Source organism: Petrimonas sulfuriphila (assembly GCA_038561985.1).
Taxonomy (GTDB): domain Bacteria; phylum Bacteroidota; class Bacteroidia; order Bacteroidales; family Dysgonomonadaceae; genus Petrimonas; species Petrimonas sulfuriphila.
The window spans coordinates 2,142,595-2,168,524 of record CP073276.1; the positions used below are offsets into that span (position 1 = coordinate 2,142,595).

Below are 25,930 nucleotides of genomic sequence, written 5' to 3' on the forward strand. Positions count from 1 at the left end.
AAGTATACCACTTACAACCATGAATGGATTCTATCCGTTCTTAACAAATGATAAGCATGTATACAAAACAAGAAATCATTATTGACAGCTTTCGGCAGGGTAAGAGCCAGCGCACCATTGCCCGCGATTTGCAGATCAATCGTAAGACTGTAAAAAAGTACATTTTAGAGCATGAAGCATTATTACAGTCTGTTTGCTCTAAAGAAGCCGCTCAGTCCATCGCTTTATCAGACAAGCCTGCTTATAATATGACTGTACCTCGCCAAAAAGTCAAGCTAACAACCGATGTACAAGAGATCATAGATGAGCTGCTTTCGAAAAACAAAGTGAAGCTGGAAGATGGATTACGCAAGCAGATGATGAAAAAGAAAGACATCCATGAAGAACTTCTTCGACAGGTTTTTGATGTTGGGTACTCCACTGTTTGCAATTATATCAGGTTTAAAGAAAACAGTCAGACCTCAAAAGAAGCATACATCCGTCAGGCATACCTTGCAGGTGATGTATGTGAGTTTGACTGGGGAGAAATCAAACTTCTGATAGGTGGTAAACGCACAAGTCTGCATTTAGCCGTTTTCACCTGTGCCTACAGTAATTACCGGTATGCTTATGTCTATCACCGTCAGGACACACTCTCTTTCATGGAAGCACATACACGCTTCTTCCGTCAGATAGGTGGTGTACACCGGGAGATGGTTTATGATAACATGCGGGTTGCTGTTGCAAAACGAAAAAGGTCACGTTGAGCGTAGCGTTGAGTACGTGCGTCGCAAGGCCTTTGCACCCAAAGACAGCTTTGCTTCTGCGATCGAAGCACAGGAGTGGCTAGACTCCATTTTAAAGAAGCTTAATGCCACGAAGCAGCAGGGAACCGGCAAGAGTGCCGGGGAGCTTTTGACGGAAGAAAAGAAGGTTCTGGTAAAACATCCATCATCGGTAATGATTTGCAGTGAACAGATTCAGTTAAGGGCAGATAAATATGCAACTGTGAGTTATCAGGGCAATCGTTATTCGGTACCCGACAATCTCGTAGGGTTGTTTGTTGATGTTAGCGTCAGAAGCAGACAGATGCATATCTACTCTCAAAACAAACGGGTTGCCATTCATCATAGAAGTTACAAGTCTCATGACTGGGTTATTGATATAGAGCATTACCTTGACACATTTAAGAAAAAGCCGGGAGCCCTTGTCGGGAGTCAGGCTCTGGCAGGCAACCATTACCTTCGGAATCTTTATTTTAATCTCTTCCAAAATGAATCGCGAGAGTTTATAGAGCTTCTATCATACTGTCGTGATCATATGGTAAGTGAAGAAAAGCTTGAAGAGTCAGTGAAGCGATTACTCAGCACCTGTGGTAATCATGCCACTCTCGAGAAGTTGCGTGCTCTTTTGGGGAATAAGTCTTTTGTAGCACCAACAGTAGAGACAAAAGACAATATAACCCTAAAGGCTAAAGAACAGCTATCGTGGATTACAGAATTAATGCATCAAACAAACGACAATGGACAATATAAACAATCAAATAACAGAATATAGCAAGGCTCTCAGACTGCCTGTCTTCAGGCGTGATTATAAAGAGCTTGCCCTCGAGGCTGCCAAAGACAGAATCGATTATGAGGAATATCTCCTTAAACTTATGGAGCGTGAATGGGAGGCTAAGTCGGAGAATCGTAAAAAGTCACAGATAAGAAATGCACGGTTTCCTTCTAAAATGTATCTTACCGATCTTGAGCGTGAACAGCTGCCTCAGGGTGCCAGAGAGAAACTGCCGCTTCTTGAGAGATTAGACTTCATAGCTTCAGCACAGAATGTGATACTCGCGGGAAACCCGGGTACGGGAAAAACCCATATCGCGATAGGGCTTGGACTTAAAGCCTGTATGCAGGGGTATAAAGTACTGTTTACAACCGTACACCGTCTGCTTACCCAGCTGCGAGAGTCGCAATCTGAACGCACCTTAAAACAGGTAGAAAACCAGTTTGAAAAGTATGACCTGGTAATATGTGATGAGTTTGGTTATATCTCTTTCGATAAACAGGGAGCAGAGCTGTTGTTTAACCATCTCTCTTTGAGGGTGGGAAGAAAATCAACCATCATAACAACAAACTTAGGTTTTGACAGATGGGAAGAGATCTTCGGAGATCCTGTTCTTACGGCAGCACTTGTAGACAGGCTTACCCATAAGGCATATCTTGTAAATATGAACGGAGTATCATACAGATTGAAAGAAACAAAAAAAATGATGACAGAGCAATGAAGAAAAAAGTAAAAATAAGAACACCCGTTAACTCTTGGTGGCGGTACCGCCACCAAGAGTTAAATAAACTTTGAGATTAAATTAAAATGGTATACTTTTGGAATGGAATAATGGTATACTTTTGGGTTAATATAAACATAAAACAGAGTTTTGGTAGTATATCCTTGTTTACATTATTGTTAGTGTAGTATTATCTATGTTTATAAATATCCTGGGTGGAGTAAAACTGCTTAGGATGTTATTTATGATTATTCAGGGATTATTCGCTTTAGCTTTATTGATACCTTCAATTGCAGTTGGAGTACGCCGTATGCACGATATTGGCAAAGGTGGAGGATGGATTCTGGTAAATATGATTCCACTTATTGGATCTATATGGTTTATTCTATTGGCTATCAAAGATAGTGAGCCAGGTCCGAATAGATTTGATAAATAATATAAATTTACTTTTATGAAAAAGAAGAGTATAACTAGGTATTACATAATAGTGGCTATTCTTTCAGTGTTGGTAATGTCTTGAAGAGGTGGCACTTCATCTGAGAAATCTAAAAACCCACAAATCACCATTACAACAGAAGTAGAGGTTGGCACACTATTTTCGTTTTATTTTGAGCGGAGCGCCAATGATACCGCAGCCATTTGGGTTGATTTGAATAATGATAAAGTTCAGGATGAAGGGGAACTGATTTATCCCGATGAGCTAACAGAATTTAAAGGAATCTTAGATGCCAATACCTTCACCATTTATGGTGATGTAAGCTATATTAACTTGAATGTGAAGAAAATAACCAATTCGGATATTTCAAAATGCCCAAACCTAAAGGAGTTACAAGCAACTAGTAATAAACTTACATCCATAGACTTAACAAAGAATGTTCAGTTAACCGATTTGCAAATAGCAAATAATGAGTTGACAGAATTGGATTTGAGTAATAATGCAGAGCTAAAAGAACTTTGGATTGATAGTAATAAAATCAAAACGATTAAAGCAAAGAAATTCAATCAATTAAGAAGAATTATTTGTCAAGATAATGAAATCAGTGCAAAATCGATGATTGAACTTTTCAAAGCAGTACAACACGTTGAAAAACCCGGAGGTGCTGTAGCAGAAGTGAGTTATGACACCGAAGAAGATTTGAATGAGGTGCCGCAAGAAGCGGTGGATATTGCTAAAAGCAAAAACTGGCGACTTATAAAAACTACAAGAGAGGGTGAAATAGAGTATTAGCCATATGAAAGTCATTGTAAATAGAACAGAGGTTGAACTCTTCAGCGGCGCAAAAGTCGCTGATGCAGTTCGAGCATATTATGTTCGTCGAAAGCTCAAAATTCCAAATCCATTACCTCCTGTTGAGGATCGATACGGAAACAGTGTAGCCCACGATGGCAGGCTGTCAGAGGGGAACAGATTAAGAGTTCAATTAAAAAAATAGAAAAATGAAAAATAATTGATTAAACATAAACATTGGCGATTCGTATTTGAATCTTTTTCTGGGTCGATTATTGAGTTGATATTCCACAAAATTAATATAATCTGTAGGAATACAATCAAAATCAACTTTTTTCGGTATATATTGCCTGACGAGGCGATTAAAATTTTCGTTCGAACCTCTTTGCCAGCTTGCATATGGTTTAGCAAAGAAGAAATCGATATTTAAATGTTTGGCTACCAATTCATGAGCGGCAAACTCTTTCCCGTTGTCAGATGTGATTGTTTTAAGGAAAGGTTTCCATTCCATCAAACAATCAATGGTAGCCGTTGCAAGTTGCTGAGCATCTTTTCCATCTAATTTACGAAGTTTTCCGAATCCGGTAGCTCTGTCATTGATGGTTAAGATAGCGCCTTTGTGATTTTTACCTATAATCAGGTCAATTTCTAAATCACCAAAGCGTTCGCGCAGTTCAACTTCAGGCGGTCTTTGAGAGATGTCTGTGCGATTGGGGATTATACCCCGTTTATCGTAAATCACACTTCGCTTTTTATAGCGACGTCCTCTGTTTCTAAGATCAAGATACAGCGTTCCTTTTTTTCGCTTATCTTGCCAAATAAACTGATAGATTCGCTCGTGTGACACACATTTATCCCCGTTCTTTTTGGCAACACCTGCAATTTGTTCAGGACTGTGTTTTAGACGCAATCTATCTCTGACATATTCCTCTACTTCAGGTGTGAAGGTTCTGGTTTTAGCTTTATACTCCTGACGCTTCAGGTATTTACGATGAGCTAAATCATCTCTGTAAACGCCGGATCGGGCATCTGCATTGTGGCGGATCTCCCGGCTGACAACTGATTTATCTTTTTTAATAACAAGGGCTATTTCTTTTTGATTATAGCCGTTTTGCAACATCGATGCAATAGTATATCTTTGTTCCCTGGTTAAATGACTCATAAATGTGAACTTTAGGCGGAGAACAATTATAGTCATTTTTTCCATCGGAGCAAAGGGGGGGAGTCTTTCCTCCCTAGCTCTGAAAAAATAATCTATACTATCCTGCCGTCAAAGTTGCATTTACTAATTGAATTTACAAATGTAATATATGGATGGAATTTTAAATGAAAAAGTAATAATCTGTTCATGAATAGAATAAACGCGCAAGTAAACAATATCTTTGAGAAAAGGAGGAAAAACTATTTACCTGGTTTACTACTCCCTAAAATATTTCAATACAGAGAAAAAACAAGACCAAATACCTGTTTGTTTGCTATGAAAATTAGGATTAATAGATATAAAGCACCAACCTCACTTGCTATACTTGTTGTGTTGCTGATAATTGGTTTTTTCTGCGATTGCTCAGATGCTCAAAAACAGTTGCAGCAAGCGGAAGCAAATCGAAAAGAGATTTCCGCCGTTTTATACAGAAACAGATACAGTGAAGATTCTCTGAAACTTTTGCTGAAACAATATATTGATGAGGAGAACGATTTTGCTGTAATGCTGGTTTATAAGCAGTTAGGTGTATTTATGCGTGAAAACTCGCGTTTCACCGAAGCAATAAATAATCATCAGGAAGAGTTGGCACTTGCTATGAAGCTCAATGATACCATCGAAATAGTGCAGGCATACAATAATCTGGGAACAGACTTCCGACGGATCGGCTCGCATGGCGAAGCATCAGATTATCATTATCAAGCATTGGATTATGCTGAAGCATATTCACAGGCACATGTGCCGGGAGTTGGAATGAAAAACAGAGTTGTTTCTCTAAATGGAATCGGAAACGTGGGCCTGACACTTGGATATTATGACCATGCTGAAAAATATTTCAGAATGGCGTTGGAAGATGAGCTGAAGCTGAAAAGCAATATAGGTCAGGCCATTAACTATGCCAATATTGGAGCAATTTTTGAAGAGCGGGGACAGTTAGACTCAGCACATGCCTATTATAATAAATCATTGGAGCATAATCGAATAGCCAAATCGGACATGGGAATTGGACTATGCCTTATTCATTTAGGCAAGCTTTATGAAAGAGAGCAAAAATATGAAAAAGCGAAAGATGAGTATATTCAGGCATACGACCTCATGCATCAAATATCCGACAGATGGCACTGGTTGGAAGCATGTATCTCAATTGCCAGAATTAATTTGTTAGACAATAATATTTCTGAATTCGAACACTATATCAGTCTTGCAGAGCAAACAGCAAATGAAATAAAATCGCCAGAACATTTGGCCGAAATATATTTGCTTAAGCACGACTTTGATGTGAGCACACAAGATTTCAAAAAAGCTCTTGAGCACTATCAATTGCAATCACTCATGCGAGACAGCGTGCAGGGATTGCAAAAAACTAATAGGTTTATAGACGTGCGCCTAAGTTACGAGCAAAACAAAAACATTAGGAACATTCAGAGAATTGAGGCGGAGAATAAATCCAAACAACGGTCGACGCATTTGACATTATATTTCACCTTGGCTCTGTCGCTTGTAGGAATTATCATCACAGCACTACTATATTATGCATACAAACAGCGCGTTAGGAGCAACAAAACGTTAAAACAATTGGAGCTAACCAGAAGCGATTTTTTCACAAATATCACACACGAATTTAGAACTCCACTAACCGTTATAAAGGGTTTTAATGACCTATTAATGAGCAGCAAACACTTATCCGAAAAAGAAAAGCATGTTTATAGATCAGCCATAGACAGACAAAGTAATAATTTGCTTAATCTCGTAAACCAACTTCTTGATATTGCCAAACTTAAATCGGGAAAAGAGGCTCCCAACTGGAAACGTGGCGACATAATTTCGTATCTTAGAATGTCGGCCGAAACATTTAAGCTTTTTGCAAAAGAGAAAGATGTAAACCTTATTTTTTATTCTGTGATAGAGTCACAAGAAATGGATTTCATTCCTTTCTATATCGATAAAATTATTGGCAATCTTTTATCAAATGCTATAAAACATACAAAAGAGGGAGATAAAATAGACTTTGTGGTTTCAAAAGGACAACGCCCCGACACCATTAAGATCAAAATATCAGACACAGGAGATGGAATACCAAAGAGTGACTTGAAGCGTATCTTCGAGATGTTTTATCAGAGTACCAATAGTCAAAATGAATCGGGTAACGGCATCGGCCTGGCATTCACCAAGATGATGGTGGAAAAGATGAAAGGAGAAATTGAGGTTGACAGTGAATTGGGCATAGGCTCATCTTTTATTGTGACTTTACCATTAAAAAATAATAACCTAACAAACATTGAGCCACTTCTTGAGCAAAAGAGTTCTTTCTCGCTCTCGAAGATCCAACAAAGGGTTGGAACTAAAGAGACCAACTTATATACTGATATTAATGAAGAAGGAAATACTAATGAACAGCACATTATCTTGATTGTTGAGGACAATAGAGATGTCAACACATATATTAAAACAATACTGAGTGAAAAATATAGGGTGTTAGTTGCCCGAAATGGCGAGGAGGGCTTGAAACTTGCAAAAATGCATATCCCCGACCTTGTGGTTACGGATGTGATGATGCCTGTGATGGATGGCACACAGCTATGCTGCGAAATGAAACAGAATATTATGCTCAATCATATTCCAATAGTTATGCTTACGGCAAAGAGTAGCGACGAAGACCGTATAAAGGGCTTGAGATGCGGTGCCGAGGCATATATTAAGAAACCGTTTGATACAGAGGAGCTGTTCATTACTATCCATAATATACTGGAAAGTCGCAAAACGCTGATTGAAAAATTTATGGAGTCTGCCAATAACATAACAACCGACACTGTTAATAGAGCAGAGAGTGAAGCAAATCTCAAATATCTACATGTCATAACAGGTATTATTCTTACTGAAATGCAAAACCCTGATCTAAACACAGCCTATCTTGCTGAGAGAATGTCGGTAAGCACATCGCAGCTCAATCGAAAAATGAATGGTATAACGGGCAAGTCAACATTGTCTTATATTTTGCATGTGAAGCTAAACAAGGCAAAGAAGATGCTTCAGGAGACTTCTCTCCCTATGTCGGAAGTTGCTCATGAATGTGGATTTTATGATGCCAATTATTTTTCACGCATATTCAAAAAAGAATTTGGAATTTCCCCATCGCAATTTCAGAAGATACATGTTTAGCAATTAGCTTTTAGCTATTAGCCAACAGCTAAAAGCCAAAAGCCAACAGCCAATTAGCACATACAAAACACACATAATCAATCTGATACCACAAACAAATGCACTAATTGTGCTAATTATTTAAACGTTAATGCGTGCTTTATGCTAATTTCTGCGTGATATTTACAGACATATATAATGGATTAATCTCAATTTTGCTGTACAAAAAGATCAATTAAAACCTTATTAATATGAAAGCAAAATTAGCCGCACTCCTGATTTCGGCAGTTGTACTCAGTCAAAATTTATTTGCAGATTCTCCCCTGACTTCCACACCAATTAGTGAAGCTTATAAAGATTCAAAAATAGTTCAGTTAGCTTCCACAACCGAAGGAAGGTTAACGATTGAATTAATGAATTATCTGAATGAAAGTATGCATCCGGTTGAATTTAAAATAGCCGTAATAAATGAATTAGGTTGGGATTTTAATGGTAAAGATAATTCAACCGTCTTTTATGAATATTTGAAAGAAAAAAAATAGATATAAAGACAGTGATGAATTTCTTAACCAAGCAGGAGGTGATTTACTTATTTGTATGGCTTACTTAAAAGCACTGGATGATTACTTTGATGTTGATGAGGCGATTGTTTACGCTAAAAAAGCAACAGGGAAGAATAAGAATAGTTATACAACCAATATTATATGTGCACTCATTGAGGCGCAAAAAGAGATGGGTTCAGATTGGAGTGAGGTTTATAACCTAACGAACAATGTTCGCCTGAATAGATCATTGAATAGAGATATGAAAGAAGAAGCGGTTAAAATAATTTTTGAATACATGGATTTGTACAAATGACTTCGGACTTAATGTTTTAACTTTTAAAACAATTAAAACAATGATGAAAAAATCTATTCTTTCTTCAACAACACTACTGTTTTCAATACTGGCAATTGCACTCTCAACAAGCTGCAATATTAGAGCTTATGAATAGATGTAAATAAATACTGGGCTTTTATTTTTAAATTTATATGAAATACAAACCTATTAAAAATTCCAACTATGAGAAAAATGATTTTTAGCACTCTCGTCTGCCTGATTTTATTCGGGGCAACTGCACAAGCACAAAAGAAAGAAAAAGTAATTCTGGACACCGATATGGTAGAGGTGTTTGACGATGGCATCACGATGATGATGCTTGCCAATGCTCCCAATATTGATCTTATAGGGGTTACCATTGTTGTTGGAAATACCTGGGTTCCTGAGGGAACTGCCTACGCCATCCGACAGTTGGAGGACATTGGAAAATCTCATATTCCTGTTGTACCGGGCATTCGCTACCCTATATTTCCAAGCCGTTTTGAAACCATTAAGAACGAGCGTATTTTGTTTGGTATTGGCGATGCTTATGTAGGTGCTGCGGGATATCCCGAGCCAAAATCGTGGGAATCGGTGTATTTGCAAAAATATGGGTCAGAATCAACTGCGAAACCTTTGGATATGAAGGCGGTCAACTTTATTATCGATGAGGTAAAGAAAAGTCCAAACGAAATAACCATCATTGCCATTGGCACATGTGTAAATCTGGCAACAGCGGTCCGTATGGCCCCCGAAATAATTCCATTGATTAAAAAAGTAATCTACATGGGAGGTTCATTCTTTAAACCCGGAAACACTACGCCCACCGCAGAATTTAACTGGTGGATGGACCCTGAGGCGGCAAAAATATGTCTGCGTTCTCCTTTCAAGGAACAGATTATTGTAGGATTGGATGCATGCGAAAAAATGCCGTTTAAAAAAGACAGGTATAAGAAAATAACTGATATCATTAAAAATCCTGACTTGAAAGCGATGATGAAGCGTAACTTCTTAAACGCACTCTACATCGACGATACAGAATATGTGCATTATATCTGGAACGTAATTGCAGGAGCTATTATGATGGACCCTACCTTAATTACAGAGGAAGTCACACGTTATGTGGATGTGAATTCGCAATTCGGTTTCTCTTACGGGCAATCGGTCGCTTTTGAACGCAATCAACCGGTGGGAACGCAGGAGGCTCGCATTGTACTTACCGTTGATAGCGACAGGCTGTGGAAAATGGTAGAAGACTATTGCAGGGAGTTTTAGTGAGTTGGAACCTGGAAGTAGGAAGTAAGAAGTAGGTAGCTTGAGGAGTCGTCCCTCGTCCCACACGTCCCTCGTCCCCAAAAAAGTAAAAAAAAACAAAAGTAAGACTGAAAAATACAAACTCAAAAAAAAGGAATTATGAAAAAAGTATTTTTAACAATGGCATGCCTGTTCATGGTCATAGCCCTAATCAGTTGCAGTGGTTCTGCACCTAAGCAATTGACTGACCGGGAAATTTTAGTGAAAATTTATGAATCTATGAACGGTTCTAACTGGAAAGGGTCCGAAGCTACGAATTGGCTTAGTGAGAAACCGATTGGGGAATGGGAAGGTGTGAAAACCAATGATGAAGGAAGGGTGATTGCATTGCGGATTGCAGGAGACCATGTAAACGGAATTTTACCTGCTGAGATTGGAGGACTGACTGCATTGGAACAACTTTTTGTTTTTGTCAGAGAATGCGATGCTCCTAATGTTATCCCTAAAGAAATTAGGAGATTGACAAAGTTGAATAATTTGTCCCTTACGGTGCATACAAAGCCAAAAATGGATAAACCGGTATTGCCGGATCTTTCCACCCTTGTTGATTTGAAAAAATTATATCTCAAAGGATTTGGTGGAGTTATTCCTGAAAATATTTCACAATTAAGCAAATTACAGGTTTTGGGACTTCATGGATATGAAGGTAAAATTCCCGAAAGTATTTGTCAGTTAGCGGACCTAACCGAACTTTCCATTTCAATGCCCAATCAACCCGTAAATGGGTTGCCTGAATGTGTTGGCAGGCTAAGCAAGTTAACATTACTTAAGGTAGACTTCAGTATTGGATCTGTAGGTGGAAATAAAGAACCCATTGGAAAATTTCCTGAATCAATATGGGATTTGACAAATCTTGAATACCTGATTATGAATGCTTTAAGCAATTCCGGCGGCCCCATACCCGGCGACAAAGTGGCCAAAATGACCAATCTGAAAAGTGTAACTATAGTCAATTGTGGTCTTACCGGAAAGCTTCCTGTCGAATTATTTGCATCAGGTAAATTAATTGGTTTGGGTTTTTATCAAAACAAACTTACTGGAAGTATCCCGTCTGAAATAGGCACATGTCTCAATTTGGCTACACTCAGACTGAATCAAAATCAGCTCACCGGCAAGATACCTGCAGAATTAGCTAAATGTGTAAAGCTAACTGTATGCGATTTATCGAACAATCAACTTTCGCCTGAACTTCCGGCAGCCATGAAAGCACATCCTAAATTCAGCAATTTTAAATTTTAGGTGGAAATTGAACGCCAATCATTTAAAACATAACGCTATAAAACAATACTATGAAGCTATTTGTCAACGATGAGGAAGCAACGATACATAACGGAGCCAAAGTATTTGATGTAATGCGGGGCTATTACATGGCTCGCAACAAAAAACTGCCCCGGAAAATGCCAATCGTGACCGATGCCTATGGCAATAGCGTAGCTCCCGATGGCGCCCTGAGCGAAGGAAATCACTTGTACATTAAAACTAAAAAACAAACGCACAATGAAAACAATAACAACATCACAAAAGCTAATCTGCGGTATTGCTCTGCTTGGAACTACACTTTTGATAAGTTGTGGCACAAACCGCAAAGTAAAAGTAGCTGAGCTTCCCAAAGCAAAAACGATAGAAATCCTTGCCGTGAACGATATGCACGCAGCCATTGATAATTTCCCCCGGCTTGCCTTTATGGCTGACAGTTTGCGGAATATATACCCCAACTTATTGCTTATTTCGGGTGGTGATAATCAAACAGGAAACCCGGCAAACGACCAATATCCCGAAAAGGGAATACCCATCATTGAGCTGATGAACGCCGTGAAATTTGATATGTCGGCAGTGGGTAACCACGAGTTTGACTCCCGCCTTGTGGGTTTTGCAAACATCACACACAAAGCGAAGTTTGATTTCCTTAGTGCCAATATCGATCTGCCGAAAACACCCGATTTTCGCATTAAACCATATGTAATAATCAAAAGCCCAAATGGGCTGAGAACAGCCTTTGTGTCCTTTTTGGACATAAACGACAATGGAATTCCGGACACACACCCGGATAATGCAAAAGGATTTGGGTTTAAAGACCCGTTTCAAATCGCCAAAGAATATCTCTTCCTGAAAGACAGTTGCGACGTATTTGTGATGGTGAACCATCTCGGATTTGAAAACGATGTGAAATTAGCCAATCAACTGCCGGCAAATAGCGTAGATGTAATGATTGGCGGACACTCGCACACCAAAGTCGAAAAAGATCAAATCCACAATGGAATTATGATTACGCAGGCCGAACGGAAACTCAAATATGCAACGCTCATTAAGCTGAGAGTTGGTCCCGAAGGAAAGGTGGGTAGAGAAATGCAGTTGCTAACCGTGGGCAAGAAGGGGAATTCCCGTGCCGACATTCAAACAATGGTGGATGCCTACAACAACAATCCGGCATTGACCGAAACCATCGCAATAGCCGAAGACGATTTTTCAAACTACGAAGAAATAGGATTCCTGATGACCGATGCCATACGCTTTGCTTCGGGAACCGACCTTGCTTTTATCAATCCGGGTGGGGTTCGTATATCAACGCTTGCCAAAGGTCCGGTGCGTACCAAGGACGTTTATGAAATGGATCCTTTCGGCAACGAAATAGTGCTGTTTAACCTTACAGGCCACGAAATGCGCAATCTGTTTCTCAGTGCATTCCTACTCGATGACCATTTGCCCATTTATCCTTCGGGAATGACTATGCGCTATATGCTAAACCCCGATGGGAAGCTTAAAGATGTGGAACTTTTAACAACCGACGGAAAACCGTTTGATATGGACAAAACGTATTCCGTAGTCATGAACGATTATATGGCTTCGGTTTATAAATACGACCACAACGATCCCGGACAGGGACTGTTTCGTCCTTCAGCAGAAACCACCATTGAATACCTTAAAGGGCTGAAAACCATTCCAAGTTATAGAGGAGTGACAAGGGTGGAGATGGTGAAGTAGGGAGTAGGGAATAGGGAGTAGGAAGTAGGAAGAGTAGGAAGAAAAAACGAAGTATTTTTTGTAGCCGATAGGCTGGTCGATAAACAAGAATAATGTAAAAACTTTTAATAAAACAGATGACAATGAAAACAACCAAATTAATTAATGTTCTGATTTTAGCGATTGCGCTGGTCATAAGCTTCAGCGCCTGCAAGAAAGCCACTCAGGATTTTGTAGAAGAAAAGGTGCCTGCCGACAATGCTTCCATTACCGGAACACTTGCCGGTAAAATTAACCATGATGAGCTTGATATGAGCGACAAGGCATCCTGCACCTTCGATCGTTTCCCATGGACGGTTGCAAAATTTCAGGAATTGCAGGCACAGGTTTCCACCGAGCCGCAAGGCGCCGTAACCATGGTGTTGATTGCCATGGAAATATACCGCAAATACCCCGTTTTTGGCGAAAAGTGTTTGTATCTGGCAACCACTGAAAATGAACACGATCCCAACAATCCCGGGCGTATGAGCAAGGACCGGATAATGCATCGCCTCAGCGAACTGCTTCGCGGTAAAGATGAATATTATGCGCGTCCCTATCAGGTAGCCGCTTACCTGAAAGGTGCCCATCAGCAAAACGGATACATACCTGAAAAGCCCTATACCGTGGAAGTGGAGGCTATGAATTCCAATTATGAATACAACAGTAAAATGGATGCTAAATTCATTCAGTACTATGTGCTCACCGGCGGTAAAGACAGCGGCAAAGACATCATTCGTGTAATCAAACCCTGGGACAGCAAATATTTTCTAGTCGATAATTTTCCCGGACTTTATTCACAGGTAAAAGAGCTGCCCGGCAGCAAAACCTGGGACGATAACATGTTTATTAAGTAAGTGGTAATCCGTATTAACGTGAATAAATCATGCTGATAATTCATCAGTAGCAAACACCAGACTAAAAAACCTTATTAATATGAAAGCGAAATTAGCCCTACTCCTGATTGCGGCAGTTGTACTCAGTCAAAATCTATTTGCAGATTCTCCGCTGACTTCCACACCAATTAGTGAAGCTTATAAAGATTCAAAAATAGTTCAGTTAGCTTCCACAACCGAAGGAAGGTTAACGATTGAATTAATGAATTATCTGAATGAAAGTATGCATCCGGTTGAATTGAAAATAGCAGTAATCAATCAACTGGGCTGGGGTTTTAATGGTTTTAACAATGCCTACTACTTCTATGAATATTTGCAGGAGAAATATAACTTTAAAGACACAGATGAATTCCTTAATCAGGCCAGTGCTGATTTGCTGATTTCTTTGGCTTACCTGCAGGCAATGGAAAACTATTTCAATGTTGACGAGCCAATTATTTACGCACTCAAAGCAAGGTCGAAGAACAACGAAAGTTACACAATCAATATTATTTGCGCACTGATTGAGGCACAAAAAGCGATGGATTCAGATTGGAGTGAGGTTTATAACCTAACGAACAATGTTCGCCTGAATAGATCATTGAATAGAGATATGAAAGAAGAAGCGGTTAAAATAATTTTTGAATACATGGATTTGTACAAATGACTTCGGACTTAATGTTTTAACTTTTAAAACAATGAAAATAATGATGAAAAAATCGATTCTTTCTTCAACAACACTACTGTTTTCAATACTGGCAATTGCACTCTCAACAAGCTGCAACCAGGCCGCCCGCAACCAGGAAGATAATACTTCCGGTTCTTTGATGGGAAAAACAGATGCGCAGCAAATTGCTTCGGGCGATAAATGGCTGAAAAGCATCTTTCAATGCTCCGCTGAAATCGGCTACTGTCTGCCTGATGAGAAGAAAGTGTTTACCGAACGGTATCTTGAGTTTTATCACGAAAAGCTCGAAATCTATGAATACCCTGAATTTGAGGCACAAGAAGAGCAGATAGCTGCCGAAAAAGTGTTTAAAAACAAATGGAAAATGATTTATCCTTTGGGTAAGGAAGTTTGGGCCCCGTTTGGAATGGGAAACGGCATGGAAGCAGGCGATAAATTAGAAAATGTGACCATAACCCACCTTTCTGATTTGAAATTTACAGCACTTATTGACTACGGTGAAGAGAACGTTTTTTTCAATACTCTAGTGCTTATCCCGTCGGCCGATGCATTTTTGATAGACTATATTGAAACAGCGTTAATCGATGTACATCAGGGTCATATAAATCTTCCCTTTTTACAAAATCTCGCACTTGCTAAATTTCAATTGGGAGCCAATCCCGATGATGCAAAACGTTTGTTGGGTAAACCACAATCTGAGAATACAGAAACAGAACCTTTGGAAGTTTCCGGTTACATAGATGAGGATTATATTGTGACGACCACAACCATGGAGTACGACGGCATTCAGTTAACCTATCAGGACGACCGCATGACTCACGCCTATATCACTAAGCCGGGGAAGGGTTTCGGATGGATTATTTGCGAAGATAAAAACTGCGATAAAGATTTTTTGATCGAGAAATTCGGACTCACTAAAGACGATTTATTTGAAAATAAAGACGGTAATAAAGCCTTCATAAGCATGGAGATTCTTAATATAGAAGTCAATTTTGATGAGAATGACCTGGTTAAAACGATAGAGTTTAACAGTGGGCCTTGATGGATTAAGATAAAGTGAGAAGCATGAATTAATAACAGAATCTTTTCATCTATTAGTAAAAGATAATTTCACACAAAATTGCACATTCAAAAACAAAGATAAACCATGAAATCGAAAATTTATCTGATCGCATTTCTTGCAATACTTTTTTCATGTACAGGTGAGAATCAAAAAGGCGCTACCGTCGAAATTTCAGGCACCATGAAACAAAATGAAATTGCGGGAGAAACAACCGATGCTACAGTCGTAAATATTAAAGATATATTTCTACTGCTGCCCGATGATGCATTTCCCGAAGCAATAAGTTTAACCAATCGAGAGCTGCTGCTTAATAATATTGGTGAAGATAAAGCTTACGATATTTCATCAACTCCCATTGATGTGTGCGATGTGAAAAACGGATATTTAAGCCTTACCGGAATGCAGTTTGGATGGGAAATGTGCTACTGGAATCTGAAAGACGGCCGCAAGTTGGTAGCTATAAATAATGGTACGGAATCGGGAAGTGAAATAAGGACATTTTTTTACCAAAACGGAAAACTTGCCGAAGATCCCAATTACCGTTTGGGCGGAAATCAAAATTATAAGTTGACTGACTTTATTAATGTTTCGCAGCTATCGGCCGATACCCGAAAATTTGCAGAAAAGCAATTTGCCAAAGGTGACTATGCTATTTATTACAAACTACCCCAGACCGGAACATCTATAAAAGTAAGCATAGATGCTTATCAATTAATGGATTACGATGAAGCCCGTGAAATTCCTTATGAAGCAATCAAAGAAGTTACGCTAAAATGGAATAACGAAAAATGGGAAAGGTAGCATTCTACTTTAAAAACGTATTACAAATGAAAAAAACAATCTATTTCTTAGCAATCTTTGCCATACTATCCGCTTGTAGAGAGGGCAATCAGGAAAATGGCCACAATGAGCTGCAACCTGCTGATACAACTGTGGCAGAAGTCATTTTGGAGAAACCTGCAGATATTGCCTACACGCAATGCCCCTTAGCATATCTTATTGATGGCCAATTGTATTTCCACAGTTTTGACGATAACAAAAAAGTAAAATTCGTCGAAGAATCTGATACCATTTTTAATTTTACCTTCGATGCAGAAGGAAAAACATTGTATTACAGTGTAGAGCGTGATGGTTCGCTATGGCTCAAATCTGCTGTCATTAGCGATTCGAAAATTACACCACAATGGGTGGTTGATTGGAAACTGAAAAAAGACGACTGCATAACCGACACCTATGGCGAAATAAGCCCGCTTCTTTACCATAAAGGAGAACTGCTTATGGAGCACGGCTTTGTTTGGGACTACTACGATTTTAGGAAATTTGACATATACTCCATTGCCGGAAAAGAAAAAAAATCTCTGGACAAGGAATCTGACGGACGGGTTTTAGGAAAATTCATGACGGAACTTCCTCGTAATAAAGCAGATCAGTACTTCAAAACAACAAAACAACAACTCTATTATACGCGCAACAATGTAAAAGTGTGTTTGTCTGACAAACTGGATTTTAATGTGCTGAGAAATAAAGAGAGTGAAGATTATTGGGTTGAAACAGAGTTCATCTCATTTACGCTTTCACCGGATGAGACAAAAATTCTTTACGGTACAATCATTGAGATGGGCGATTTAGGACACGGTCCTTATTGTATAGCCAACAAAGATGGTAGTAATCAGATGATACTAGAACAAACGGATATCGGGAGCAATAAAAATCCTGTATGGCTCAAAAACAACAGTATAATATTCACAGATTATGAAAAAAATCTGTTTGTTGCAAACAACGATGAGCTTTCCATCCAAAAAATTGCAGAAAATGTTTCGCTTTATGGAGCGAGGTAATAAAAGAGCAATGGCAGGTGGAGAACTTCTCCGCAGTCAGCCTCAACTTTCGGCCTCAATCTAATAATTATCATTATTAAGATAAACAAAACAATTATGACAGCTACAGCAAAAAAATCATTCCTTTTCCGGATTTACGGAACACATGCACTCAAAGATGACCTTGGTACAATCCTTACAGGACACATTGAATACGGCAAAGTGTGTTTAAATGACCAGGTGGTGTATGCCGACAAAAGCCAGACCCCCGTTTTTGAATGCACAATTGCCGATATTGAACGATTGCCCATGACCAGGCTCACCGAAGCCTCTGCCGAAGAAATGGGACAAAGGAGTATAACCATGCAAATTTTCGGACATTTAAGTCATGAGTTTGAAACAGGCGGCTTTATTATGAAAATTAAATGAAAGCCCTTGCCCCACAAAGTCCATTAATTCAAGCCTCCAACTATTAAAATTTAACAACCATGAGCAAACTAACGTATTTTATCATTTCCCTTGTCCTACTTACAGTGTGCAACGGCAACCCCGGGAAAACAGATACGCAGCCAGGCAGCGTAAACTACGAAACTTACCACAACGATCGCTACGACTACACCGTTGAATATCCCGATTTCCTTATTCCGCAAGGTGAAGCGGATAGCGGAGACGGGCAAAAATTCATTTCGGAAGATCAAAAAATCCAACTGATCGTTTATTATGAGTTCAAAGATGATCCCACTAAAGATGGTGAACCTCCTTCGGTTGAAAAGGCCTACGCAGAGGATTTAGCTTTCATTACAGGAGTTCTCAGTAAAAAGCTCGAAGACAACCACTATATTATCAAATATAAGGTTGATAATATGTTGCACACTGATTATACTGTGTTTAATGATAGATATTTCACCATTCGCTTCGAATATCCCGAAGAAGAGAATGACAGGATGGAAGGCGTTATTGAACATATAATCAATTCTTTTAAATTGGAAGTGCTTGATTATAATGCAAATGCGCAAAATGGCAATGCTTCTTCCGGAGAACCAGAAGATCTGTTTCCCGCTTTTATCGAGGGCTTCCTGAACGATTGCTATTGGGGGAAAAACTTTAGCAGCCTGCTCAAGAACAATGACAAAACACTGGCTACATACATTGATTCGAAAATGGATGTAAGACGATACCACGCTCCAGGTACTGTCACAAAATTGGCGACCAGAGCTGAAAATTTTGGCTTTACTGAATATGACGACTATGATCTAAAGCCGATGCATGATGGAGAAATAATACTTGAATATATAAACGATGGCGGGTCTCCTGAAGACCTCATTTATACAAACAGCAATGTTGTCTATTATGTTGCGATAGAAAAGGTTCCTGAGCTGCTTGTTAATATGGAAACCTTTGAAACAAAACCGGTAAAAACAGCCTACCCAAATGCAAAACTCATGGCAGTCTATTTACCCGATAGATATCTTAATCCCCGCGGATTTTATTTCATCAACACACCCAATGGCTGGAAACTTGCTTTTGTGGATGATTCGTTTGGTGGGGCGTAAACTGAAAAAAGACGATTGCATAACCGACACCTATGGCGAAATAAGCCCGCTTCTTTACCATAAAGGAGAACTGCTTATGGAGCACGGCTTTGTTTGGGACTACTACGATTTTAGGAAATTTGACATATACTCCATTGCCGGAAAAGAAAAAAAATCTCTGGACAAGGAATCTGACGGACGGGTTTTAGGAAAATTCATGACGGAACTTCCTCGTAATAAAGCAGATCAGTACTTCAAAACAACAAAACAACAACTCTATTATACGCGCAACAATGTAAAAGTGTGTTTGTCTGACAAACTGGATTTTAATGTGCTGAGAAATAAAGAGAGTGAAGATTATTGGGTTGAAACAGAGTTCATCTCATTTACGCTTTCACCGGATGAGACAAAAATTCTTTACGGTACAATCATTGAGATGGGCGATTTAGGACACGGTCCTTATTGTATAGCCAACAAAGATGGTAGTAATCAGATGATACTAGAACAAACGGATATCGGGAGCAATAAAAATCCTGTATGGCTCAAAAACAACAGTATAATATTCACAGATTATGAAAAAAATCTGTTTGTTGCAAACAACGATGAGCTTTCCATCCAAAAAATTGCAGAAAATGTTTCGCTTTATGGAGCGAGGTAATAAAAGAGCAATGGCAGGTGGAGAACTTCTCCGCAGTCAGCCTCAACTTTCGGCCTCAATCTATTTATTATCATTGCAAAGGTAGTAAGACTATCTGCGGAAAGGGCTACCGAAGGTTTAGTTCAACAGCGGTTTGGCAAACGTTGTGCGTCATCCAATAAAAAAACCTTGCTAAAATGAAACACTGGACATGCTTACCTATTTTCACAATCATTGCCTGCACTAATCAGCAGCAGAAAGCTAATCGCCCTGATACTTTGGTTTCAGACCCAATAACAACTGAGACAGACAATTAATATGAACAAGAGATTTTAAATCTACATCCATCCTATGTTCATCTTCTTGACTTTTCCGATAGAGCAAAAGCGGAATGGACTCGAAGAGATAATTTATTAAATCAATTGAATTAGGCGCATTGCCAATACGCTTAAAAGCCTTATCTTATGTATATATTAATATAAAACCACCCCACTTTTCAATCTAAAAGTATACCACTTATTAACCTGAACGGATTTTATCTGTTCACCATAAATGATAAGTATGTATACAAAACAAGAAATCATCATTCGAAGTCACCGTGAAGGTCACAGTCAGCGTAAAATAGCTCGCGATCTTCACATCAGCCGCAAGACGGTCAAGAAATACCTCGATGAACATGCCTCATGTTTGCAATCAAGCACTTATAAAGAGAAGGCTCATTCGGGTAATCTGTTCCTGCAGCCGGTTTACCGGCTCTCCCGGGCTCGGTCAAAGCTGAAACTCACGCGCGAAGTGGAATCGGCTATCGATAATTTGCTTGCGGTGAACGAACAAAAAAAAGCCCAAGGTCTGGTCAAACAAATGCTCAAAAAGAAAGACATTTTGGAGCAACTCCACCTGCAGGGATTTGACATCGGTTACACCACGGTGTGTAATTATATTGCCGGCAAAGAAAATCGTCAAAAGCCAAAAGAAGCGTTTATCCGTCAGTCTTACAACCCGGGCGAGAGCTGCGAGTTTGACTGGGGGGAGATAAAACTGCTCATCGGGGGTAAATGGCGCAAGTTTCACCTTGCCGTTTTCACCGGCGCTTACAGTAACTATCGGCAAGCCTATATTTACCATGGGCAGGACACCTTGTCTTTCCAGGAATCTCACGTACGTTTCTTTGCCTCGGTGGGGGGAGTTTACCCCCGTATGGTTTACGACAACATGCGTGTGGCGGTGGCCCGTTTCGTGGGGCGTCATGAAAAAGAACCCACCCGTGCCTTGTTGGAGATGCGTGCGCATTACGGATTCACTCATCGTTTCTGCAACGCTTACCGGGGCAACGAGAAAGGGCACGTGGAGCGCAGCGTGGAGTACGTTCGCCGCAAAGCTTTCGCTCTGAAAGACGATTTTGAAACCCTGGAACAGGCCTCATCGCATCTGTCCCGGATTTTGAAAGATTTAAACGGTCGTAAACAGCAGGGTTACGGCAAGAGCGCTGAAGAACTGTTTGCCCAAGAGGTGCCGGTGTTGATGCCTCATCCCGCTTCGGAGCTTATATGCAGTGAACAAATTCAATTACGGGTGGATAAGTACGCCACCGTTTGTTACCGTACCAACCGCTACTCGGTGCCCGATAATTTAGTGGGAAAGTTCGTCGAAATGAAAGCCTCGAGCCGAAGCGTGGAGTTGTATCATGGAGAGGAACGCGTCGGCCTTCACGCGCGAAGTTACGGTAAACACGAATGGGTGGTGCACATCGCGCACTACCTGTCCACCTTTCAAAGGAAACCGGGCGCTTTAGCCGGCAGTGTGGCCTTGGCACAAAGTGGCTATCTAAAAAAACTATACCTGGATTTTTTCAGCCATCAGCCACGTGAATTTATCGGTCTGCTCTCCTTCTGCCATGAGCGTAAAATCAGTCAGCAGAGATTGGAGGAAACCGTCGCTCGGCTGTTGGATTGTCCCTGTGTATCCCTTAGCGTGGAGAAGCTGCGCGCCTTGTTGGGCAACACTATCGAGCAAGCCCCCAGCGTGCCCCAGGACACTATCTGCACTATGGCTCAAAGGCAACTTGCTTACATAACCGGATTAATGGCTTAAAACGACAACAAATGGAAACAACACATCAAGACATCGTAGCCTACAGCAAAGAGCTCAGGTTGCCCGTTTTCAGACGGGACTACAGAGAGCTGGCAGTGGAGGCGGCCGCCTCGGGACTCAATTATGAAGCCTACCTGCTCACGTTAATGCAGCGCGAATATGAACTGCGGCTTGAAAACCGTAAAAAAGCCCAGATACGAAACGCGGAGTTCCCCTCCAAAATGTATCTGAGCAATCTGAACCGCTCCCAACTGCCCGCGGGGGCACAGGAAAAACTGCCTGTATTGGAGCGGTTGGATTTTATAGGCGCCGCCCAAAACGTGATTCTCTCGGGCAATCCCGGAACGGGCAAAACGCACATCGCCATCGGCTTGGGGCTGAAAGCCTGCTTACAGGGTTACAAGGTGTTTTTTACCACCGTCCACCGGCTGCTTACCCAGTTGCGTGAATCGCACTCGGAACTATCGTTAAGAAAGATTGAGGCCAAGTTTGAGAAGTACGACCTGGTTATCTGCGACGAGTTCGGATATGTCTCTTTCGATAAAAAAGGAGCCGAACTGCTGTTCAACCACCTATCGCTCAGAACCGGAAGAAAGGCAACCATCATCACCACCAACCTGTCCTTTGACCGGTGGCAGGAAATCTTCGGTGACCCGGTACTCACGGCTGCCCTGGTAGACAGAATCACGCACAAAGCACACTTGGTAAATATGAACGGTTATGACAACAATCTAATTATGTGAATTGTGCTGCACATCCTCCATCTAACTTCATTATAACAAAACTCTTACTATATATACTTTCCATAATCACTTTCCATAACTTTACTGTGGCATATTACACAAACAACATTAAAAAACAAAAGTTATGGAAATCCAAAATGTAATTGATCGTGCCAATCAACTGCTTACAGAGGCCCGGTATACAAGTTCCCGGATCTACACCTATAACTGGTTGTGGAAAAAAGGAATACTTTCGTACATGACCGCCAAAAGCTTGGTTGACTTCGACGAGAAGGTAGGTAAAGAATGTGTGCTTACCTTCCATGACGGTAGTACCGTCACATTCTACCATCGTGATTTGATCAAGAGCGTTGATGTCTTGATCAATGTATTTTTGAACGATAATCTGGGCAAGAGGCTGCACACTCCCGCGCAGTATCCCTTCAGAGGTGAAATTGGAACTGCAGCCGAAGATTATTTTGAATCCTTGAAAGCCCATGGTATAAGCGAGAAAAAAACTATACAGGCCTACAAAAGAATAATCAGCAACTTCGTTGAGTACATGTTTGAGAGCGGAATCAGTCATATATCCGGGATAATCGAAGACTGTATTGTAAATTTCATAGAAAGCCGCCAGTACCGCCAGAAAGAGTATATGGGAACGATACGCCGCTTCCTGAATTATCTTTATAAAGAGAATCTCATAGCCAAGGACTATTCTTATGTTCTTCGGTCTCCGGGCAAGAATATCGATCATATCAAAACACCATCATTCTATAGTCCAGAAGAAATACGGCAATTGGAAGAGTCGATATCAAGAACCAGCAATGTCGGGAAACGTGACTACGCAATGGTTGCATTATGTTCCAGGCTTGGACTGCGAGTATCAGACGTGGCAAGCCTGAGCCTCAAAGATATTAACTGGGAGAACAATAGCATCAACATCATACAGTACAAAACTGGAAATCCACTGACCCTCCCCCTATTGCCTGTCGTAGGCAATGCAATAATCGACTATCTCAAGAATGCACGTCCAAAGTCTACATCAAACAAGGTTTTTCTAAGTTGCCGCCCACCATATGGTGAAATGACTCCGGGTTCGGTTCATAGTGCAATCGCTGTCGCTTTTAGAGAATCAGGAGTTGACTTCGGTGACCGTCATCATGGTGGCCATGCCCTGAGGCTCAGCCTGGCTCAGAGGATGCTCGACAAATCCATACCAATACCTGTCATATCCGAGACACTGGGGCATACGCAGGTGGATACAACAAGGACATATGTTCGAATAGACCTTGCGCACATGATGAGGTGCGTATTGGATGTCCCGGAGGCCAGTGATGCCTTCTACACACAGAGAGGAGGATGGCTTTATGGCTGATCCGTTTAACTACAAGGGAGTATTGGCACCTTATATGAAGGCCATAATCCGCATGAAAGAAGCCTGTGGACAGACGATCATATCGACGAAATGGGCTTATAAGGAGTTCGACGAGTTCACGATGCAATATGGACTTACAGAGCCGGTTATCACCAAAGAGCTTACAGATGCGTGGGCAGCGACAAGACTCAATGATTGTAGCCGGACGTTCCATGGAAAATGCTCACGGATTGCCCAGTTGGCAAAATACATGAATGAACATGGCATCAATTCTTATATAATGCCATTGCCAAAATGTGATAATGATCGTGCATTCGTACCGTATATCTTTACGGAAAAACAAATGCAAGATATTTTAAGTGAGGCGGACCTTCTATTACGGAGAAGTCACAGGAAGGATGACCCGATCATATCCATACCTTGCCTGCTTCGTCTTCTTTACAGTACGGGTTTGAGAATCACGGAAGCTGTCTCTTTAAGGAACAAGGATGTGGACTTGAAAAGGAATATACTGCGAGTGGGAACATGGGGCAGTACGAAGAATGGAGAAGAGCGTTTGGTGCCGGTATGCGGTTCACTTAAGGATAACCTCTTGAAGTATCTGCATTACAGGAATATGTTGCCTATCAAGGGTATAAACTACGCTGAACATGCTTTCTTTGTAAAACTTAATGGAGACGCGGTCTCTTCAGCAAATGCTTATCGATGGTTCAAAAAGGTATATACACGCTGTGGCATTGCGTATCGGGGGGAACACTTCGGTCCACGCGTTCATGATCTGAGACATACCATGGCAGCTCATTCACTTGTAAAGATGATAGGGGAAGAGATGGATATCTATGCTGCACTTCCGTTGTTGGCCGCGTGCCTTGGGCATAAGACTCTAACTGCAACAGAAGGATATGTGCGCCTCACATGTAGTGAATATCCCGACCTATTGCGGCAGTGCTCATCTTTGAACAACTTTATATATGGCAAAGAAGATGGCATCGAATGACTTCGCAAAACAACTCTCAAGATTCCTGGGTACATATCTGCCCCACGAAAGGAATGTCAGTCCCAATACGGTGTCTGCTTATCGAGATGCGTTTATATCTTTCCTTTTATACTTGAGAGATGAAAAGCATATTAAAGCAGACAAGGTTACACTTGCTGATACAAACAGGGATAATATCATCGGATACCTGCAATGGCTAATTGACAAGCAAGGCTGCAGTATTGCAACCCGAAACAACAGGCTGGCTGCTGTCAGATCCTTCGTGTCGTATCTTCAGTACGACAGTGTGGAGCATATGGACCAGTGGCAAAGAATCCTGGCAATCAGAGGACTGAAAAAGGGACACACAACTCCCTCGCACTTCACCAAAGAAGGGATAAAACTCTTGCTTGAACAGCCGGACACGACCGACCCGAGGGAACTGAGGCATCTTGCAATACTTGCCTTGATGTATGATACCGGTTGCCGGGTTCAGGAACTCGCTGACTTGACGATAGAATCATTGAGAATACAATGTAAACCATACTCAATCAAAATCTATGGAAAGGGGCGGAAAACGAGGATCGTGCCTTTATGTGAACATGTCGTTGATATCCTGACCAAATACATGATCTGCTATCACGTTGATACGGATATCGGTAAAAAGAATCCACTCTTTTGCAATAGCTCGAGGAACAAACTCACAAGGGCAGGTATAACGTATATACTGAAAAAATATGCTGTAATGGCTCGAATAAGCAATCCGAATCTCATTCCCGAGATCACGAGTTGCCATCAACTGCGACATAGTCGGGCAATGCACCTTCTTCAATCAGGTGTCAACCTTGTATGGATACGGGACTTATTGGGACACTCCTCCATACAGACAACTGAGATATATGCGAGAGCCGACTCGAAACAGAAAAGAGAGGCTATTGAAAAGGCATCTGAAAATCTCACTCCTTCTGGTGTTATTGGAGAATGGGTTGATAATAATGACTTGATCTCATGGCTCAAAGGACTCGGTAAGAAATGAATATTATGTAAAGTCCAAATGTGAAGCATGTTTGTAATATGCCGATAATCAATATGCTTTGCACTGGACTTTACATAATTAATTTGTTGTCATAACCCTCGTTATGGAAAGCTTTCCAT

At 40.7% G+C, this 25,930-nt stretch carries 25 protein-coding genes and 1 pseudogene; 25 read left to right on the forward strand and 1 reads right to left on the reverse strand.

Translation table 11 applies throughout. From position 1 onward, the window contains the following. The first annotated feature begins 56 nt into the window (after positions 1-56). From KCV26_08940 to KCV26_08960, 5 genes are all read left to right on the forward strand, one after another. Positions 57-746 carry a hypothetical protein gene (locus tag KCV26_08940; GenBank protein WZX35458.1) on the forward strand — a complete coding sequence of 230 codons (690 nt, stop codon included), beginning with the start codon at positions 57-59 and terminating at the stop codon, positions 744-746. Beyond that, positions 721-1,536, forward strand: coding sequence for a hypothetical protein (locus tag KCV26_08945; protein ID WZX35459.1), 816 nt, complete (start codon positions 721-723; stop codon positions 1,534-1,536). Before KCV26_08940 ends, KCV26_08945 begins: the two co-directional genes overlap by 26 nt. Continuing rightward, positions 1,502-2,257, forward strand: a complete 756-nt coding sequence (istB, locus tag KCV26_08950) for an IS21-like element helper ATPase IstB (GenBank protein ID WZX35460.1) — start codon at positions 1,502-1,504, stop codon at positions 2,255-2,257. Before KCV26_08945 ends, istB (KCV26_08950) begins: the two co-directional genes overlap by 35 nt. A 196-nt stretch (positions 2,258-2,453) precedes the next feature. Continuing rightward, positions 2,454-2,693: a DUF805 domain-containing protein gene (locus tag KCV26_08955; GenBank protein WZX35461.1), complete on the forward strand. Its 240-nt coding sequence runs from the start codon at positions 2,454-2,456 to the stop codon at positions 2,691-2,693. A gap of 213 nt (positions 2,694-2,906) precedes the next feature. Then, positions 2,907-3,485 carry a hypothetical protein gene (locus KCV26_08960; protein ID WZX35462.1) on the forward strand — a complete coding sequence of 193 codons (579 nt, stop codon included), beginning with the start codon at positions 2,907-2,909 and terminating at the stop codon, positions 3,483-3,485. 193 nt (positions 3,486-3,678) lie between these two features. Here the strand turns inward: KCV26_08960 and KCV26_08965 are convergent, their stop codons facing one another. Next, entirely contained in the window at positions 3,679-4,647 is a 969-nt protein-coding gene (locus tag KCV26_08965) for an IS30 family transposase (GenBank protein ID WZX35463.1), read from the reverse strand. Positions 4,648-4,833: 186 nt separating this feature from the next. On the opposite strand from KCV26_08965, the gene KCV26_08970 reads away from it, so the two are divergent. The 20 genes and pseudogenes from KCV26_08970 to KCV26_09065 all read left to right on the forward strand — a co-directional run bounded on the left by KCV26_08970 (position 4,834) and on the right by KCV26_09065 (position 25,811). Continuing rightward, complete coding sequence (locus tag KCV26_08970) at positions 4,834-7,845, forward strand: response regulator (GenBank protein WZX35464.1); 3,012 nt, start codon at positions 4,834-4,836, stop codon at positions 7,843-7,845. A gap of 230 nt (positions 7,846-8,075) precedes the next feature. Beyond that, the gene (locus KCV26_08975) at positions 8,076-8,366 is read left to right on the forward strand and encodes a hypothetical protein (GenBank protein ID WZX35465.1); all 291 of its coding nucleotides are present in this window, start codon (positions 8,076-8,078) and stop codon (positions 8,364-8,366) included. Between the two features lie 55 nt (positions 8,367-8,421). Further along, a complete protein-coding gene (locus KCV26_08980; GenBank protein ID WZX35466.1) occupies positions 8,422-8,682 on the forward strand; it encodes a hypothetical protein in 261 nt (86 codons plus the stop codon). Positions 8,683-8,886: 204 nt separating this feature from the next. Then, positions 8,887-9,957: a nucleoside hydrolase gene (locus tag KCV26_08985; GenBank protein WZX35467.1), complete on the forward strand. Its 1,071-nt coding sequence runs from the start codon at positions 8,887-8,889 to the stop codon at positions 9,955-9,957. Positions 9,958-10,095: 138 nt separating this feature from the next. Further along, a complete protein-coding gene (locus KCV26_08990) occupies positions 10,096-11,235 on the forward strand; it encodes a hypothetical protein (protein ID WZX35468.1) in 1,140 nt (379 codons plus the stop codon). A gap of 50 nt (positions 11,236-11,285) precedes the next feature. Further along, a complete protein-coding gene (locus tag KCV26_08995) occupies positions 11,286-11,597 on the forward strand; it encodes a hypothetical protein (protein ID WZX35469.1) in 312 nt (103 codons plus the stop codon). After that, on the forward strand, positions 11,494-12,978 hold the full coding sequence (locus tag KCV26_09000; GenBank protein ID WZX35470.1) for a bifunctional metallophosphatase/5'-nucleotidase: 1,485 nt from the start codon (positions 11,494-11,496) through the stop codon (positions 12,976-12,978). The genes KCV26_08995 and KCV26_09000 overlap by 104 nt, the downstream gene beginning before the upstream one ends. Positions 12,979-13,100: 122 nt before the next feature. Further along, positions 13,101-13,853, forward strand: coding sequence for a hypothetical protein (locus tag KCV26_09005; GenBank protein WZX35471.1), 753 nt, complete (start codon positions 13,101-13,103; stop codon positions 13,851-13,853). A gap of 79 nt (positions 13,854-13,932) precedes the next feature. Beyond that, the gene (locus KCV26_09010; GenBank protein ID WZX35472.1) at positions 13,933-14,538 is read left to right on the forward strand and encodes a hypothetical protein; all 606 of its coding nucleotides are present in this window, start codon (positions 13,933-13,935) and stop codon (positions 14,536-14,538) included. Positions 14,539-14,578: 40 nt separating this feature from the next. Continuing rightward, entirely contained in the window at positions 14,579-15,601 is a 1,023-nt protein-coding gene (locus tag KCV26_09015; protein WZX35473.1) for a hypothetical protein, read from the forward strand. Positions 15,602-15,706: 105 nt separating this feature from the next. Continuing rightward, on the forward strand, positions 15,707-16,423 hold the full coding sequence (locus KCV26_09020) for a hypothetical protein (protein ID WZX35474.1): 717 nt from the start codon (positions 15,707-15,709) through the stop codon (positions 16,421-16,423). Between the two features lie 26 nt (positions 16,424-16,449). Further along, a complete protein-coding gene (locus tag KCV26_09025; protein ID WZX35475.1) occupies positions 16,450-17,460 on the forward strand; it encodes a hypothetical protein in 1,011 nt (336 codons plus the stop codon). A gap of 96 nt (positions 17,461-17,556) precedes the next feature. Next, positions 17,557-17,868: a hypothetical protein gene (locus KCV26_09030; protein WZX35476.1), complete on the forward strand. Its 312-nt coding sequence runs from the start codon at positions 17,557-17,559 to the stop codon at positions 17,866-17,868. A 59-nt stretch (positions 17,869-17,927) separates the two neighbouring features. Then, complete coding sequence (locus KCV26_09035; protein ID WZX35477.1) at positions 17,928-18,992, forward strand: hypothetical protein; 1,065 nt, start codon at positions 17,928-17,930, stop codon at positions 18,990-18,992. After that, positions 18,946-19,629, forward strand: coding sequence for a hypothetical protein (locus tag KCV26_09040; protein WZX35478.1), 684 nt, complete (start codon positions 18,946-18,948; stop codon positions 19,627-19,629). Before KCV26_09035 ends, KCV26_09040 begins: the two co-directional genes overlap by 47 nt. Before the next feature lie 531 nt (positions 19,630-20,160). Further along, positions 20,161-21,159, forward strand: a pseudogene (istA, locus tag KCV26_09045) (IS21 family transposase). 551 nt (positions 21,160-21,710) lie between these two features. Beyond that, positions 21,711-22,442 (forward strand): IS21-like element helper ATPase IstB, encoded by a 732-nt coding sequence (istB, locus tag KCV26_09050; GenBank protein ID WZX35479.1) that lies wholly within the window; start codon positions 21,711-21,713, stop codon positions 22,440-22,442. A 124-nt stretch (positions 22,443-22,566) separates the two neighbouring features. Then, entirely contained in the window at positions 22,567-23,799 is a 1,233-nt protein-coding gene (locus KCV26_09055) for a tyrosine-type recombinase/integrase (protein WZX35480.1), read from the forward strand. Beyond that, the gene (locus KCV26_09060) at positions 23,792-24,796 is read left to right on the forward strand and encodes a tyrosine-type recombinase/integrase (protein ID WZX35481.1); all 1,005 of its coding nucleotides are present in this window, start codon (positions 23,792-23,794) and stop codon (positions 24,794-24,796) included. The genes KCV26_09055 and KCV26_09060 overlap by 8 nt, the downstream gene beginning before the upstream one ends. Then, positions 24,783-25,811, forward strand: a complete 1,029-nt coding sequence (locus KCV26_09065; GenBank protein ID WZX38364.1) for a site-specific integrase — start codon at positions 24,783-24,785, stop codon at positions 25,809-25,811. Before KCV26_09060 ends, KCV26_09065 begins: the two co-directional genes overlap by 14 nt. Positions 25,812-25,930 lie beyond the last annotated feature (119 nt).

Bases quoted from the DNA above. Each gene is read 5' to 3' on its own strand.
- KCV26_09000 (WZX35470.1), top strand. From the start codon at position 11,494: ATGAAAACAATAACAACATCACAAAAGCTAATCTGCGGTATTGCTCTG.
- KCV26_08985 (WZX35467.1), top strand. From the start codon at position 8,887: ATGAGAAAAATGATTTTTAGCACTCTCGTCTGCCTGATTTTATTCGGG.
- KCV26_08955 (WZX35461.1), top strand. From the start codon at position 2,454: ATGTTTATAAATATCCTGGGTGGAGTAAAACTGCTTAGGATGTTATTT.
- KCV26_09060 (WZX35481.1), top strand. From the start codon at position 23,792: ATGGCTGATCCGTTTAACTACAAGGGAGTATTGGCACCTTATATGAAG.
- KCV26_09005 (WZX35471.1), top strand. From the start codon at position 13,101: ATGAAAACAACCAAATTAATTAATGTTCTGATTTTAGCGATTGCGCTG.
- KCV26_09040 (WZX35478.1), top strand. From the start codon at position 18,946: ATGGCTGGAAACTTGCTTTTGTGGATGATTCGTTTGGTGGGGCGTAAA.
- KCV26_09010 (WZX35472.1), top strand. From the start codon at position 13,933: ATGAAAGCGAAATTAGCCCTACTCCTGATTGCGGCAGTTGTACTCAGT.
- KCV26_08990 (WZX35468.1), top strand. From the start codon at position 10,096: ATGAAAAAAGTATTTTTAACAATGGCATGCCTGTTCATGGTCATAGCC.
- KCV26_08975 (WZX35465.1), top strand. From the start codon at position 8,076: ATGAAAGCAAAATTAGCCGCACTCCTGATTTCGGCAGTTGTACTCAGT.
- KCV26_09020 (WZX35474.1), top strand. From the start codon at position 15,707: ATGAAATCGAAAATTTATCTGATCGCATTTCTTGCAATACTTTTTTCA.
- KCV26_08995 (WZX35469.1), top strand. From the start codon at position 11,286: ATGAAGCTATTTGTCAACGATGAGGAAGCAACGATACATAACGGAGCC.
- KCV26_08965 (WZX35463.1), bottom strand. From the start codon at position 4,647: ATGAGTCATTTAACCAGGGAACAAAGATATACTATTGCATCGATGTTG.
- istB (WZX35460.1), top strand. From the start codon at position 1,502: ATGGACAATATAAACAATCAAATAACAGAATATAGCAAGGCTCTCAGA.
- KCV26_08940 (WZX35458.1), top strand. From the start codon at position 57: ATGTATACAAAACAAGAAATCATTATTGACAGCTTTCGGCAGGGTAAG.
- istB (WZX35479.1), top strand. From the start codon at position 21,711: ATGGAAACAACACATCAAGACATCGTAGCCTACAGCAAAGAGCTCAGG.
- KCV26_09055 (WZX35480.1), top strand. From the start codon at position 22,567: ATGGAAATCCAAAATGTAATTGATCGTGCCAATCAACTGCTTACAGAG.
- KCV26_09035 (WZX35477.1), top strand. From the start codon at position 17,928: ATGAGCAAACTAACGTATTTTATCATTTCCCTTGTCCTACTTACAGTG.
- KCV26_09065 (WZX38364.1), top strand. From the start codon at position 24,783: ATGGCATCGAATGACTTCGCAAAACAACTCTCAAGATTCCTGGGTACA.
- KCV26_08970 (WZX35464.1), top strand. From the start codon at position 4,834: ATGAATAGAATAAACGCGCAAGTAAACAATATCTTTGAGAAAAGGAGG.
- KCV26_09030 (WZX35476.1), top strand. From the start codon at position 17,557: ATGACAGCTACAGCAAAAAAATCATTCCTTTTCCGGATTTACGGAACA.
- KCV26_08980 (WZX35466.1), top strand. From the start codon at position 8,422: ATGGCTTACTTAAAAGCACTGGATGATTACTTTGATGTTGATGAGGCG.
- KCV26_09025 (WZX35475.1), top strand. From the start codon at position 16,450: ATGAAAAAAACAATCTATTTCTTAGCAATCTTTGCCATACTATCCGCT.
- KCV26_09015 (WZX35473.1), top strand. From the start codon at position 14,579: ATGATGAAAAAATCGATTCTTTCTTCAACAACACTACTGTTTTCAATA.